This window comes from uncultured Pontibacter sp., assembly GCF_947502515.1.
Lineage (GTDB): Bacteria > Bacteroidota > Bacteroidia > Cytophagales > Hymenobacteraceae > Pontibacter.
The window spans coordinates 151,228-163,476 of the sequence record NZ_CANNAI010000004.1; the positions used below are offsets into that span (position 1 = coordinate 151,228).

Sequence of the window (12,249 nt, forward strand, 5' to 3'; positions counted from 1 at the left end):
GTGTAAGATTATTTAAAAGATAAAAATACTATAAATTGCTTAATCTAAAATTCTCTATATTTACATTTAATCTTACCTACGAACAAAACGACTACATGAAGATCACAGGAAAAGAGGGCGGGCCAATTGACCGTGCTCAGGCAAAGAAATGGACAGCAAGATATAGGTCAAGTGGCAGAGGGAAAACCAACTCACATTTGTTTGGAGGTGAAACAGTAAAGCAGCTTCTTGATCAGGAGGGATGTGTGGCAATGAGAATCTATTATGCTTTAGATGATAACGGAGAGCAGCAGTTACTGCTGGTAGGTACCGACGCAGAAGGAAATGATCTGACGGAAGGCCTGATTCTAGATTTATCTAGTCCCTGCCCTCCAGATTGTTCAGTAAATAGCGAGTTAGCCGGTTAATGGACTTTTTTATAGGACATATTTACCCCTGGTTAAAATGGATATCATTATTGAGTCCTGTTTTGCCTTTTGTGATTGGCCTCTGGTTAATTAGGAAGCAAAAGAACAAGCAATTCATGTTGCTGCTTTTATTCATAACCATTGGCGTGTTGACTGAAGCAGTTTCATTGATTACAGTATGGTCAGGCACCAAAAATAATCTTTGGATCGGTCATGTGTATACTTTGGTTGGCTTCAGTGTACTGGCAGGGATTTTTTATCATAGTTTCGATAAGCTTCTATTAAAAAGAGCCATTATCGGTGGGATAGTCGGGCTTTGCGTGTTGATTTACTATGATGCCTTCATCGCAGATGGAATCATGAAAATGAATTCGGTGTCAAGAATAGCGGCTAATGCGATGCTGATTCTCATGGCCATCACATATTTCTACAAAGTCGCAAACAATGCAAAGATCATTTACCTCGATCGCGACCCCATGTTTTTATTGAGTTGTGCGATCCTGATTTATTATGCTGGTACAAGTATGTCCTATGCCATTTTTAATGAAGCACTGGCTATTTCTTACGACACGGCACGCATATGTTTAGCTATCATATTCGTGCTGAATGTACTATTTTACAGTAGCCAGGCATTTATCCTAAAGAGAATGGCCGCATGATAGAAACCTTAACCCCTTTACTGATCATCACGCCAGTGTTGCTGGTACTGGCCATCGGCATTATCGTGTTTGTGTTTGCCTACCAGCGGCGCATGCTGCAGCACCAGGAGCACCTGCGTGAGTTGCAGGAACTGCGCCAGCGGCAAATGCTGGAGGCAGCCCTGGAAGCGCAGGAAGAAGAGCGCCGCCGTGTAGCTCGTGACCTGCACGACGAAGTAGGCGGTATGCTGGCCCTGATCCGGCTCAACATCGGCCAGGTAGAGCGCAAGTGTGCTGAAAATGAAGCGGCTGCCGAAACGGCTCATCGCTCCAAAGCATTACTTGACGAGGCCATCCAGAGCGTACGCCGCATCTCACATGACCTGCTACCCGTCGTACTTGATAAGATGGGATTAGTGCAGGCCATCAACAGCCTAGTGCATTCTGTGCCGCCTGATAGTGGCCTGGAAGTGAAGTTTACCCACAATCTTGAAAATTTTCGGTTGGAAGCCCGGCAGGAATTGCTGCTGTTCCGTATCCTACAAGAACTCGTAAACAATACCTTAAAGTATGCAGAGGCTACCCAGATTACGATCAACCTGCATCGGGAAGACGATAAGCTGACCCTGCGTTATACTGACAATGGCAAAGGATTTAACTACGACGCCACCCTGGATACAGGAAGTGCAGGCGGTGGACTAGGCCTGAAAAATCTGCAGAGCCGTGTGGACCTGCTAAATGGTGCTATTAACTTCTTTTCGAAGTTAGGAGCGGGCATCAAAGCTGAAATAGTGATCCCTGTTGCATATATTATCATTATTATTTATAACTTTGGTTTGCTAAACTAAGCTTTACTATATGGAGCTGCAGCCACTTACACTAGCGATCGCTGATGATCATACCCTTTTCAGGAAGGGCGTAATTGAAATTCTAAAGAATTTTGAGGAGATTACTGTGATAAGTGACGCTGCAAACGGTGTAGAGCTGCTGGAAAAGATCGAGGCCAATCTTCCCGATATCATCATGCTGGACCTCGAAATGCCTGATATGGATGGAATTGCCGTGGCCCGTTACGTACTCAGCAAATACCCTACAGTTAAAATTCTGGTCGTTTCGATGTACGGAGAGGAAGAGCTTGTTAGGAAACTGCTTGATGAGGGTGTACACGGTTACCTGCTCAAGAGCGCCGATCCGGAGGAGCTTCGGGAAGTACTCCAACTGCTCCGAAACGGTAAGACGCACTATCCCGTCTTCTCTCAGAATTTTTTCACGTTACGATAAAATAAAAAAAGCCGCCCTTACGAGCGGCTTTTTTCATGCTTGTCAGCCAACTGCCCGAATACGGCTTACCACCCACACAGCCACAAGGGTGGCCACACTCGCCATGATGCCCACCCAGTTGAAGTGAGTCAAGGTACCATGGGTCGTTTCCTGCACGATGAGCCCACTCACGAAGGCGGCTATACCTGCGCCCAACTGCTGCACCGACGAGTTGATGCTCATGAAGCTGCCGCGCAACTCCGGCTCTACGCTGGAAGTTATCAGCGACATGGCCGGCACAAAGCGGGCTCCGAAGAAGATGAAGAAGATCGTAGAAACCGTGAGCGCCAGCACCATACCTACAGGCGGCAGATTGGTGATCAGCACGATCGGGATAATAGAAAGGATGGCGGCCCATCGAAAGATAAACTGCTTCCCATACTTATCCGCCAGTCGGCCCGCCCACTGAGAGGTGAAGACCGTCGCCAGTCCTCCGAATAAATAGATGTAGCTCAGGTCACGCTCCGTAAACCCCACATTGGCCACCATGTAAGGGCTGATAAAGGGCACCACCAGGAAGCCAGCCATCGTGAGCGTAACGGTAAGTGCCATCGCCCACTGCAGGTTGGGCTGCACCACCATCGCTTTGAGCGCTCGGAATGGATTGCCACGTTTTGCATTGGTCAGGTGCCCGCGCATGGCTGGCAGAAAACGCACCGCCACCAGCAAAATAAGCAGACTCAAGCCCACCAGCAGGTAAAACGGAGCATGCCAGCTCATCTCGCTGGCCAGGTAAAGCCCGATCGGAATACCGGCGATAGATGCTACTGAAAATGCCGCCATTACGCGACCAGTAGCCGCACCACGGCGCTGCTCCGGTATAGCATCGCCAATTATGGCTAGCACCAGCGCACCCAGTACACCACCAAATCCGCCAGCCACTACTCTCGCAAGTAGCAAGAGACCATAGTTAGGGGCAATGGCGCAACCCAATGTTCCTATGATAAAACCCAGGTATAGCGCCAGCAAAGCATGCTTGCGGTCAAACCGATCGATGAACAGGGCACTCACAAAACCAGCAATGGCCGCACTGAAGGTATAGGCCGACACCAGCAGTCCAAACTCACGGGGCGAGATACTGAACACCCGCATCAGCTGTGGCCCAAGCGGCATCATGATCACGAAATCCATCATGTGCGTGAATTGGATCGCCGCCAGCAAAAAGATCAGCAGTCCCTCCCGAATCTGAGCTTTAGGAACCAATGGCTCCTGTACCGGAGCACTTATCGAAGCAGGATTGTTATCCTGAAATCTATTCATAGTTTAAACATTGAAATCAAAACAGGGCGCCAATGTACAAATAATTTGCGACGGCTGGAGGTAAATTTTATTTCTGTTCATGCTTCAGAATAGTTCTCCAAATAATGCCCGGACTAATCAAAGAACTTTGGGTATACGTGATTTGCTCACCGAGCGCCTTACTCCTTCAGCAGATCCTTCAATTGGTTAGTTTCTCTGAGAAAATGCCAACAAGAGTGAGCAATTGTAGCAGTGCGCAAGGATTGTAAACTTGCGAGCGGAACAAATGTTTTATGAAAGTATAAGGGTGTGATTTGTAAATAGGCGGTGCTGTTAAGAAAGAACCAGTGCATCGGACAAGGCTTAAGTCAAAGTGCCTGGAAATATAATACGGTAATCGAATTCTGAGGGCATGGCTGCAAGGTTCCAGCAAAATGATTTTCTCAATAGGATAATCTCCGTTTCAGTATTCCTGACTGGATTTCCAGGAACTGACCATGATAGTCAGAACATAATGGTCCTTGTGCTCTGAAGAGGGGTGTCAGAACGATGCAATCTTTTCAGCTGTAACTGAGAGCCCCTGTGAAAAGTAAAATCTTGTATGGCAAAGAAAGAAGAGCAACTGATTTGCGAACTATGTGGCCGGGAGGTGCAGTACCTCACCAGGCACCACCTCGTGCCCCGTGAGGAGGGAGGCCGCTACGGAGCCACAGCTGAACTTTGCCAGCCCTGCCACAGCACCCTGCACCTGACCTTCAGCAACCGTGAACTGGCTACCCTGTACAACTCCATCCCTGCTCTACAAGAAGCAGAAGATATGCAAAAGTACCTCAAGTGGGTGCGCAATAAGCGCATTGAGCGCATCTCCAACAGACGCGGCCGCAGGCGCTAGTCTGATTGCTTCTGTTGCATTAGCCGTTCTTGCATGGCAGCCTCACCTTTCTCGCGTATTGCCAGCACCAGGTCGGTTTTGAATTGGTGGAAGCTTGCCTCCAGACCGGCTGGATAGCTATGCGGGTTCAACAGGCGGCGGATGCTTTCGTGCAGTTTGCTGAGCTCTTCTTCGCGGTGTTTGCGGATGGTTTTCAGGTCGGGCAGTTCCGCTACGAGTTTTCCATTGTTCAGCACAGGTATAAGCAAGTCTTTGTAAAGGGTGTCCTCTGGTACTGACTTGCGGCGGGTGCTGTCGAGCGGACTCACAATCAGTACTTTTTCAGACAGAGATACCGCTTCGTTGTAAATCATGTCTGCTATGTAACCCTGCTCGTCGAAGTACCGGCGTACCTGCTGTATACCTGGGTTGGAAGTTTTCTCAAGTTGCTCCGATAGTTTCAGGCTGTAACTCCATTCCCCATATTCCTGTTTGAAGGCAGCCAGTTTGTACACACCACCCAGCGCCGGTTGGTCGTAGGCCGTCACCAGTTGCGTACCGATTCCCCACACATTGATTTTGGCGCCTTGCTGCTTCAGACTATTCACGATGCTTTCATCCAGGTCGTTGCTGGCCACAATATTGGTATAGCCCATACCTGCTTCGTCGAGCAGCTTGCGGGCCTCGATGCTCAGGTAAGTTAGGTCGCCGGAGTCCAGTCGGATGCCGTTGAGCTTAAAGCCGGTCGGCTCCAGCTTTTTGGCTACCTCTATGGCGTGGCGCACGCCTTCCAGTGTATTGTAGGTATCCACCAGGAACACAGAATCGTGCGGGAAAGCCTGCCCGTAAGCTTCAAATGCTTGTTCTTCGCTTTCAAATGCCTGCACCCAGCTGTGGGCATGCGTGCCACGCACTGGTATGTCGAAGAGTTTGCCGGCCAGCAGGTTGGAAGTCGCATCTATACCGCCCACGTAAGCAGCCCGGGTAGCAGCCAAAGATCCGTCTATACCCTGGGCACGGCGCATACCGAACTCGATCACGATATCACCCTTGGCAGCATCCTTTATGCGGGCTGCTTTTGTGGCGATCAGGGTCTGGAAGTTCATGATCGTAAGCAGGGGCGTCTCTACCAGCTGCGCCTGCAGTAATGGTCCACGAACCCGGATAAGTGGCTCGCTCGGGAACACGACGGTGCCTTCCGGTATGGCGTCCACGTCGCAGGTAAAGCGCAGGTCACGCAGATAGTCCAGGAAAGCCTGCTCAAACAACGGTTCGCCCTGACTACCGCGCAGGCTGCCTAGGTAGGCCAGGTCTTCCGCCGTAAACTGCAGCTGCTGCAGGTACTCCACCGCATGCGCCAGTCCTGCTGCCACAGTATAGCCCCCCTTGAATGGTGACTTGCGGAAATAGAGATGGAATACGGCTTCACGCTCTGCTATACCTTCTTTCCAGTAGCCATAAGCCATGGTGAGCTGATACAGGTCGGTCAGAAGCGAAAGGGAGCTGCGGTAGAGTTGCTGGAGGGTGTTGTTCATGTTTGCTTGTGATAAGATAGTCAGTAGAAAGAACGAAAGAGGACACAATTGGATGTGGTGCCTATGCGCTACGAGTACTTCTTCCCGTCAGCCTAGGGATGAAGAAATTGCTCAACCTGAGAACCCGGTCATTCTTGTCCTGTTTTGTTGAATGCCCGAATTTAAAGGATGACATCAGATTTAGCTATATTTAGCGCATGATAAAGCGACAGTTTATACCTTTTAGCGAAGTAAAAGATAAAAAAGCCATCATTGTGGACAGCATGCACCCTAACGGACTAGTGCTTTCACACTGGCTCGGAGCCCCCTCGCCGACTGAAGTGCGCGACGATACCAGTGCTGCCATGGTGCTGCATGCCCTGCGGCTTAACCTGCCTGGTCTGGAGCTGCCTTACGTCACCGCTAACCATTTCGATGTCGACGGATTTGTGGGCGTATGGAGTCTGCTGAATCCGGAGCTGGCGCTGGAGAATGAGGAACTGCTGCGCCTGATGGCCCATATCGGCGACTTCCGTGAACTCGACCTGAACCACCCGCTGGCAGGGGAGGCGCTGAAACTGGTCTGCTGGCTCAATACACGGGAGCGCGACATGTTCTATGCCCCTTTTGCAGCAGACGAGTCCGAAGAAAAAGAAGCGAAGCGTTGTGTCGATAAGTTCCGGTATTTTCTGCGGGAGTTTGGCCGTGTGCTCCAGGATCCTGATTGGGAAAAGCCGGTCTGGGAAGAGGAGGTGGCAGATGTGCTGCTGGGCTACCGTGACATGTACAAGCCAGACACCAAACTGCATCGCTACCCTGACTTGGGCCTAATCGTGATTGACACCCAGCGTCCGGTGCACTACTATGCCCTCTTCAGCCGCACCATTGGTTTTGATATGGTACTGAGCTGCTACGAAGGCAACCGTTACGAATTGGAGTATAAATATACCACCTGGATAGACTTTGCCTCTCGGCCGACGTTGCCCCGTATTAGCCTGAAGCCACTGGCGGAACAGCTCAATGCCCTGGAAACATCCGGCTATACCTGGACGGCAGACAATCTAACAGAAACCGGCCCGCTGCTGCGCCTCGAAGGAAAGGACCTCTCGCGTATGGAGCGCTATGATCATCCAACCACCCGCGAAATTTACGTCTCGTCTATACCTGCTGATCAGATGAAGCAAGTAGTAGTGGATTACTTCCGGGAGAAGTACGCCATTATAGCCCCGAAGCATTTCTGGACCTGGGATGAAGTAAAAGGACTGAACAAGGAGATAGGCAAATAGGACAGCAGTTCTCTGCAGGATTGGTCTTCAACTTTTGTCGTCCTGTCAGAATCTTGGTGAAAGTGTGCCCTTACCCACTACTGTTTTAAACCTGTGAAAGTATTGTTTTCTGGCTATTGAGGCTGAATACAAGAAGCGAAACTGTCCCCTTGAGGGGACCATAGGGGTGTAAAAGGCTGCTGTTGTGCTATTTGGTTTCTGCTCTGAATGGTCTTCGGCCTATAGAACCCCCCTTTTTACCTACGGTCGCGATCTTCGAACTCGCGTTCTCGTTTGTCCTCAAGGGGACAGTTTTAATTTGCAGAATCTAGCTTTAAAGATTTGCAAACCCTTTTTAGCATGTTGCGATCAGTAGTGGCCCCTACCCCCGGAGACAGCGATTGGCTTAACCTCCCGGAGATTAGCCAAAGGGGCGAAAGGGATTTTGCCGGAGGTGATGCAGGTCATTTTTATTATCGGGATTAAAGCACATTTTTGCTTCGATACGTATACATAGTAAATCTTTGATATAGACGCCTTGCGCAACCACCAGACACCATGAAAAAAATTCTTTGCCCGACCGACTTTTCTAAAACAGCTGCCAAAGCCCTGGACTATGCTGTGCTGATCGCCCGCCAGTCCGGAGGCCACCTGACCCTGCTGCATGTCGTACACCTGCCAATTGTCGATACTTCTGAAACCGCCCTAGTGGCCAGCGAACTGCTGGGTGAGCAAATGCGGGATGCTGAAGAAAGACTGGTAAACCTCTGCCGCGAAATAGAGGAGCAACATGGAGCAAACCGGACTGGGGAATTCACCTGCGACTATATCTTGAAAGAAGCGCTGCTCACCGATATAACGGAGCACCTCACCAAAACCAGCGGCTACGACTTAATCGTGATGGGCACCACTGGTGGTGGCAATGCCCTGGAAGAACTGCTGATCGGCAGCAATGCCGAGGCAGTGATGGAACAGGTAAAATGTCCGGTGCTGTCTATACCTTCCACGTCAGAGTATCCGCGCATCAATAAGATTGTCTATGCCTCTGACTACGCGCAAGACGATATAGCAACCTTGCGCGAAGTACTGGATTTTGCCAGCATGTTCGGAGCCAGCGTAGAGGTAGTGCATGTGAACAAAGAAGGACGCACAAGCGGTGACAAGAAAGATCGTTTTGTGCGGGAGATGGAGCATGCGTTCCCAGGCGCACCTATCCATTTTGAAGAAGTGGTAAGCAAACACCGCACCGACGGTATAAAGGAATACTACGACTCCTCAGGAGCCGACATGGTTGCCATCCTGCGACGTGAAAAAGGTTTCCTGCGGGAGCTCTTCTCACAAAGCCTGGCCGAGAAAATGACCTACCAGGCAGCAGTACCTTTGCTGGTATTGAAAGGAATAAAATAAGGTATACAGTACATAAAAAAAGCGGCAGCCTCTTTCGGGGCTGCCGCTTTTTTATGTACTGTCAGTTATCTCTAATTATCGCCAAGCCCTGTTTCCATGCGCACGGCACTTTCATCAAATACGTAAGCCAGGTCGGCGCTGCAGGTTTCGCAGTTGTAGCGGTCAAAAGCTTCCACGGCACGCGGCAGCGTCAGGTTGCGGAAAGTACTTGCGCAACTAATCAGTACCGGACAGTCGTGCTTTTGGTGAAACAGGTCATCCGTTGGGTCCATACAAATGTAGACGCGTTTTTTCTCCACTCCCTTAAAAGAGTAGTTTTCAGGCTTCGGTCGACGAGCCTGCTGTGTCGTGTCAGCAGTTGCAGTTGTCTCCTGTGTTTCAGTTTGTTCTGTTTGTGTGTTGTCGGGTGACTGGCAGGCAGCCAGTGAGATGAGCAGGCCACACATACCTGCCAGGGTTTTCTTTAACATAAAGTGATGCGTTGAATAGAATGCGGAATCCAAAATAAGCGGAATTATTTAGGGCTGCAAGTTTTATCAGCCCGTCGGTTGTGTTGGCGGATCGCATCGGCTTCTGTCACTGTCAGCACCTGCTCTTTGCAGCGCTTCAGCACGGAGCAGTCTTTGCTGTAATGATAAACCGCCGAGCCGGAGCTATCGCAGAGGTATACCTGTCGTTTGGTGGCCCCGGCAGGTATAGCGGCTTTGCTGTTGTCCACGGGCTCAGGTTTCTGCTTGCGGAAATCCCAGGGGGCTACCGGATTCGGGTCTTGCCAGAGGCCTCTTTTAAAGCGTCGAGCGTCGGCCTCCAGGTTGGCCAGTGTTTTGTCTTTGGAATAGGCGGTGTAGTGCCAGGCAAAACCTTCGCGCACCAGTTCCTCGTTCAGGTTGCGACCATCAGGCAGTATGATCGTGCCCACGGTGCGGCCGTAGCGGTCTTTGTTGTGCTCGATCAGTCGCACATTTTTACCGAAGGCCAGGTCTGAGGCAAATTGCTTCGCCCGCTGTCCGTAAGCCTGGTTTTTCTCTGGTGTATCGACTCCCAGTAAACGCACCGTGATGGTCTGCCCGTTACGCAGCAGCTCAAAGGTGTCACCGTCTTTTACACCGACTACACGGTCACCAGGTATAGCAGGTGTTTCGTCATCAGGCGTGGCCCGGGTGTTGTCAGATGGAACCACAGCCGGCCTCTCTGGTTCATCGGATTGGGTTGTGGTGGTCGGCTCCACAGGGTGCTCAATGGCCCCACGGCGCTGGCGGAATTCTTCGCGTGCTTTTTCGTTGTCCTGCTTGCAGCCGGGGGCAGCCAGCAGACTGGTGAGTGCGAGCAGGTATAAGATGAGCTTGTTCATGGGGCAAAGGTGCTGCTATTCTCCTTTTACCGCAAACAGAAGTATTTGTTTTTATTACCTGCGGCTGCAAAAAAAGGCTGCCTCCTGTCAGAAGCAGCCTTCACGAAGTTTTCTTAAAAAAAAGCACTAGGCTAATTGCAGCTGTTCGGCTGTTTTTTCTTCCGTCTCCTCTGAGCTAGGTGGCGTGTTGATTTCGTCTTCCTCTGCTTTTACAGTGTGGGGTAGGGTAAACAGGAAAGTACTGCCCTTGCCCGGCATGCTTTCTACCCAGATCGAACCGCCGTTGTGCTCCACAAAGTCTTTGCATAGCGCCAGGCCCAGCCCGCTCCCTTTTTCGTTAGCGGTGCCCCGGCTGGAGTAGCTGCTGCCTCCAAACAGTTTCTTCTGCACTTCCTGTGTAATACCTATACCGGTGTCTTTCACCGATACCAGCACGAAGTCATTTTTCAGCTTCGCAGTAAGTGTCACGGTATCACCGGCCTTACAGAACTTGATGCCGTTGGAGATCAGGTTTCGCAGCACCAGGCGAACCATCTCCTTGTCGGCGCAACCTGTCAGGTTGGGGTCGATCTTGTTTTCCAGCACGATCTCTTTGCTGCTGGCGACCGGCTGTAACAAGCGGATGTTCTCGTCCGCTAACTCACGCAAAGGCAGTGGTTTGGGGTCAGCCTCAAAGCCCTCCATCTGTGCCCTGGCCCAGTCAAAAAGGTTGTCGAGCATCCACAGCACGTTTTGCTGCCCTTTCACCAAGCTGTTGAAAAGCCCTTCCTGCTTATCGGCGGGAACTTTGCCCATGGCCATTACATGCAGCAGACCCTTGAGTGCCACCAGCGGGCCACGCAGGTCATGCGCGATCACGGAGAAGAGTTTGTCCTTAATGGTGTTAAGCTGAGTGAGTTTTTCTTTCTGAATGTTGAGCTGCTGGGCCTGCTCCGTCAGGGCTTTCTGATGCTGGTTCAGCGCCTCGTTCTTGTGCATGATCAGCTCATTCTTTTGAGTGAGCAGTTTATTGATGCGACTCTGGTGCTGCCTTCCCCTGAAGAACACATAGGCCATGGCGCATACCAACAGCAGTAGCGCAACAGTGAAGTACTGCACGATACTGCGTTGTTCCAGCTTGCGCAGGTTCAGCTCCTGCTCTGCCCGCAGGAGCAGGTTTTCCTTGTCCTTTTGGGCTGTTTCGTATTTCACACGTTCCTGTGCAATGCGGTCTGCCGCCCGCTCGTTGTGCAGACTATCGTTATAAGCCATGTGCAACGTCAGGTAATGGTGGGCCATTTCGTAATTGCCCATGGCTGCGTAAATGCGGTCCAGAATGGCAGCGTTCTCCTTGAGCACATACTTGCCCTCGTAGGCTTTGGCAAGCTCCATGCTGGCTAAGGCGTTGTCGAGTGCTTTCTCGTATTTACCGGCTTTGAGGTACGATTCGGCCTTGCCCCGCAACACATACACCTCGTCGTGCGGACTACCCAGGTTATTGGCGATCTGGTGGGCCTTGTTGAAATAGGTGAGGGCCGTCTGGTAATCGTTCTTGCCATTGTAGGCTTCTCCAATGTTGATCAGCGAAATCAGAATTCCCTGCTTATCGTCCAGGCCTTCCTGAATCGGGAGTGCTTCGCGGTAATAGACCAGTGCCAGGTCATACTTTCCCTGGTCCAGGTATACGCCGCCTATGTTGCTCAGGGCACTGCTCATGCGCAGTGTGTCCTGTGCCGTAGTGGCAAGTGAAAGTGACTTTTTGTAGAGCGGAAGCGCCTCTTTGTGATTGTGCTGGTCGGCATACACGTTGCCGATGTTGTTGTAGCTGGCACTCAGGTCTGAGGGATCACCCAACTTCTCGCGAATGCGAAGCGCCATGTAATAAAACTGAACGGCCTTGTCGATATCGCCGAGCAGGTAGTGGCCTGAACCGGTTTCATTATAGGCCTGCGCCAGCAGTTTGTCATCGCCTGCCTTCTGGGCCAGTGCTACTGCTTTATTGCCGTAGGAAATGGTGGTTTTCGGGTTGATGCTTTTGTGCACCTTGCTCAGTTCGCAGTACAGCTCTATCTTCCGGGTCACATCTTCAGTCTGGTCCAATTCAGTTTTCAGATCCTGTATCAGGATCTTTTGCTGTGGCTGCGTTAGACTTATAAGTAGGAATAGACGAGTCAGGAATAGTAGAAGCATAGGCACCTCTCTACAGTTAGAATTACCGTAATGAATTCAGTATTAGTGAGCAATATAAGGATTTAATG

At 50.8% G+C, this 12,249-nt stretch carries 12 protein-coding genes; 7 read left to right on the forward strand and 5 right to left on the reverse strand.

The features are described 5' to 3' along the window. Positions 1-95 precede the first annotated feature (95 nt). From Q1A54_RS11885 to Q1A54_RS11900, 4 genes are read left to right on the forward strand one after another with little or no spacing between them, the layout of a single operon-like run. The gene (locus tag Q1A54_RS11885; RefSeq protein WP_299988260.1) at positions 96-407 is read left to right on the forward strand and encodes a hypothetical protein; all 312 of its coding nucleotides are present in this window, start codon (positions 96-98) and stop codon (positions 405-407) included. After that, positions 407-1,066: a hypothetical protein gene (locus Q1A54_RS11890; RefSeq protein ID WP_299988262.1), complete on the forward strand. Its 660-nt coding sequence runs from the start codon at positions 407-409 to the stop codon at positions 1,064-1,066. The genes Q1A54_RS11885 and Q1A54_RS11890 overlap by 1 nt, the downstream gene beginning before the upstream one ends. Next, the gene (locus Q1A54_RS11895; protein ID WP_299988265.1) at positions 1,063-1,893 is read left to right on the forward strand and encodes an ATP-binding protein; all 831 of its coding nucleotides are present in this window, start codon (positions 1,063-1,065) and stop codon (positions 1,891-1,893) included. Before Q1A54_RS11890 ends, Q1A54_RS11895 begins: the two co-directional genes overlap by 4 nt. Positions 1,894-1,903: 10 nt before the next feature. Further along, the gene (locus tag Q1A54_RS11900; protein ID WP_007660740.1) at positions 1,904-2,326 is read left to right on the forward strand and encodes a response regulator transcription factor; all 423 of its coding nucleotides are present in this window, start codon (positions 1,904-1,906) and stop codon (positions 2,324-2,326) included. Between the two features lie 42 nt (positions 2,327-2,368). On the opposite strand, the gene Q1A54_RS11905 is transcribed toward Q1A54_RS11900, so the two are convergent. After that, positions 2,369-3,625 carry an MFS transporter gene (locus Q1A54_RS11905; protein WP_299988270.1) on the reverse strand — a complete coding sequence of 419 codons (1,257 nt, stop codon included), beginning with the start codon at positions 3,623-3,625 and terminating at the stop codon, positions 2,369-2,371. Between the two features lie 580 nt (positions 3,626-4,205). Here Q1A54_RS11905 and Q1A54_RS11910 point away from each other — a divergent pair. Beyond that, the gene (locus Q1A54_RS11910) at positions 4,206-4,496 is read left to right on the forward strand and encodes an HNH endonuclease (protein WP_299988272.1); all 291 of its coding nucleotides are present in this window, start codon (positions 4,206-4,208) and stop codon (positions 4,494-4,496) included. Here Q1A54_RS11910 and Q1A54_RS11915 read toward each other — a convergent pair. Further along, positions 4,493-6,010, reverse strand: coding sequence for a nicotinate phosphoribosyltransferase (locus Q1A54_RS11915; RefSeq protein WP_299988276.1), 1,518 nt, complete (start codon positions 6,008-6,010; stop codon positions 4,493-4,495). The two genes, Q1A54_RS11910 and Q1A54_RS11915, sit on opposite strands and share 4 nt — an antisense overlap. 197 nt (positions 6,011-6,207) lie before the next feature. Here Q1A54_RS11915 and Q1A54_RS11920 point away from each other — a divergent pair, with 197 nt between their 5' ends. Both Q1A54_RS11920 and Q1A54_RS11925 read left to right on the forward strand, forming a co-directional pair. Then, entirely contained in the window at positions 6,208-7,275 is a 1,068-nt protein-coding gene (locus Q1A54_RS11920; protein ID WP_299988278.1) for a DUF6687 family protein, read from the forward strand. A gap of 537 nt (positions 7,276-7,812) precedes the next feature. Then, on the forward strand, positions 7,813-8,661 hold the full coding sequence (locus Q1A54_RS11925) for a universal stress protein (protein WP_299988282.1): 849 nt from the start codon (positions 7,813-7,815) through the stop codon (positions 8,659-8,661). A gap of 71 nt (positions 8,662-8,732) precedes the next feature. Here Q1A54_RS11925 and Q1A54_RS11930 read toward each other — a convergent pair whose 3' ends face one another. The 3 genes from Q1A54_RS11930 to Q1A54_RS11940 all read right to left on the reverse strand — a co-directional run bounded on the left by Q1A54_RS11930 (position 8,733) and on the right by Q1A54_RS11940 (position 12,181). Then, the gene (locus Q1A54_RS11930) at positions 8,733-9,131 is read right to left on the reverse strand and encodes a hypothetical protein (RefSeq protein ID WP_299988285.1); all 399 of its coding nucleotides are present in this window, start codon (positions 9,129-9,131) and stop codon (positions 8,733-8,735) included. A gap of 44 nt (positions 9,132-9,175) precedes the next feature. Next, positions 9,176-10,012 (reverse strand): thermonuclease family protein, encoded by an 837-nt coding sequence (locus Q1A54_RS11935; protein WP_299988288.1) that lies wholly within the window; start codon positions 10,010-10,012, stop codon positions 9,176-9,178. Between the two features lie 126 nt (positions 10,013-10,138). Next, positions 10,139-12,181, reverse strand: coding sequence for a tetratricopeptide repeat-containing sensor histidine kinase (locus tag Q1A54_RS11940; protein WP_299988290.1), 2,043 nt, complete (start codon positions 12,179-12,181; stop codon positions 10,139-10,141). Positions 12,182-12,249 lie beyond the last annotated feature (68 nt).

Excerpts from the sequence above, each read along its gene's own strand:
- Q1A54_RS11895 (WP_299988265.1), top strand. The coding sequence starts at position 1,063 with ATGATAGAAACCTTAACCCCTTTACTGATCATCACGCCAGTGTTGCTG.
- Q1A54_RS11910 (WP_299988272.1), top strand. The coding sequence starts at position 4,206 with ATGGCAAAGAAAGAAGAGCAACTGATTTGCGAACTATGTGGCCGGGAG.
- Q1A54_RS11930 (WP_299988285.1), bottom strand. The coding sequence starts at position 9,131 with ATGTTAAAGAAAACCCTGGCAGGTATGTGTGGCCTGCTCATCTCACTG.
- Q1A54_RS11940 (WP_299988290.1), bottom strand. The coding sequence starts at position 12,181 with ATGCTTCTACTATTCCTGACTCGTCTATTCCTACTTATAAGTCTAACG.
- Q1A54_RS11915 (WP_299988276.1), bottom strand. The coding sequence starts at position 6,010 with ATGAACAACACCCTCCAGCAACTCTACCGCAGCTCCCTTTCGCTTCTG.
- Q1A54_RS11920 (WP_299988278.1), top strand. The coding sequence starts at position 6,208 with ATGATAAAGCGACAGTTTATACCTTTTAGCGAAGTAAAAGATAAAAAA.
- Q1A54_RS11885 (WP_299988260.1), top strand. The coding sequence starts at position 96 with ATGAAGATCACAGGAAAAGAGGGCGGGCCAATTGACCGTGCTCAGGCA.
- Q1A54_RS11925 (WP_299988282.1), top strand. The coding sequence starts at position 7,813 with ATGAAAAAAATTCTTTGCCCGACCGACTTTTCTAAAACAGCTGCCAAA.
- Q1A54_RS11905 (WP_299988270.1), bottom strand. The coding sequence starts at position 3,625 with ATGAATAGATTTCAGGATAACAATCCTGCTTCGATAAGTGCTCCGGTA.
- Q1A54_RS11935 (WP_299988288.1), bottom strand. The coding sequence starts at position 10,012 with ATGAACAAGCTCATCTTATACCTGCTCGCACTCACCAGTCTGCTGGCT.
- Q1A54_RS11900 (WP_007660740.1), top strand. The coding sequence starts at position 1,904 with ATGGAGCTGCAGCCACTTACACTAGCGATCGCTGATGATCATACCCTT.
- Q1A54_RS11890 (WP_299988262.1), top strand. The coding sequence starts at position 407 with ATGGACTTTTTTATAGGACATATTTACCCCTGGTTAAAATGGATATCA.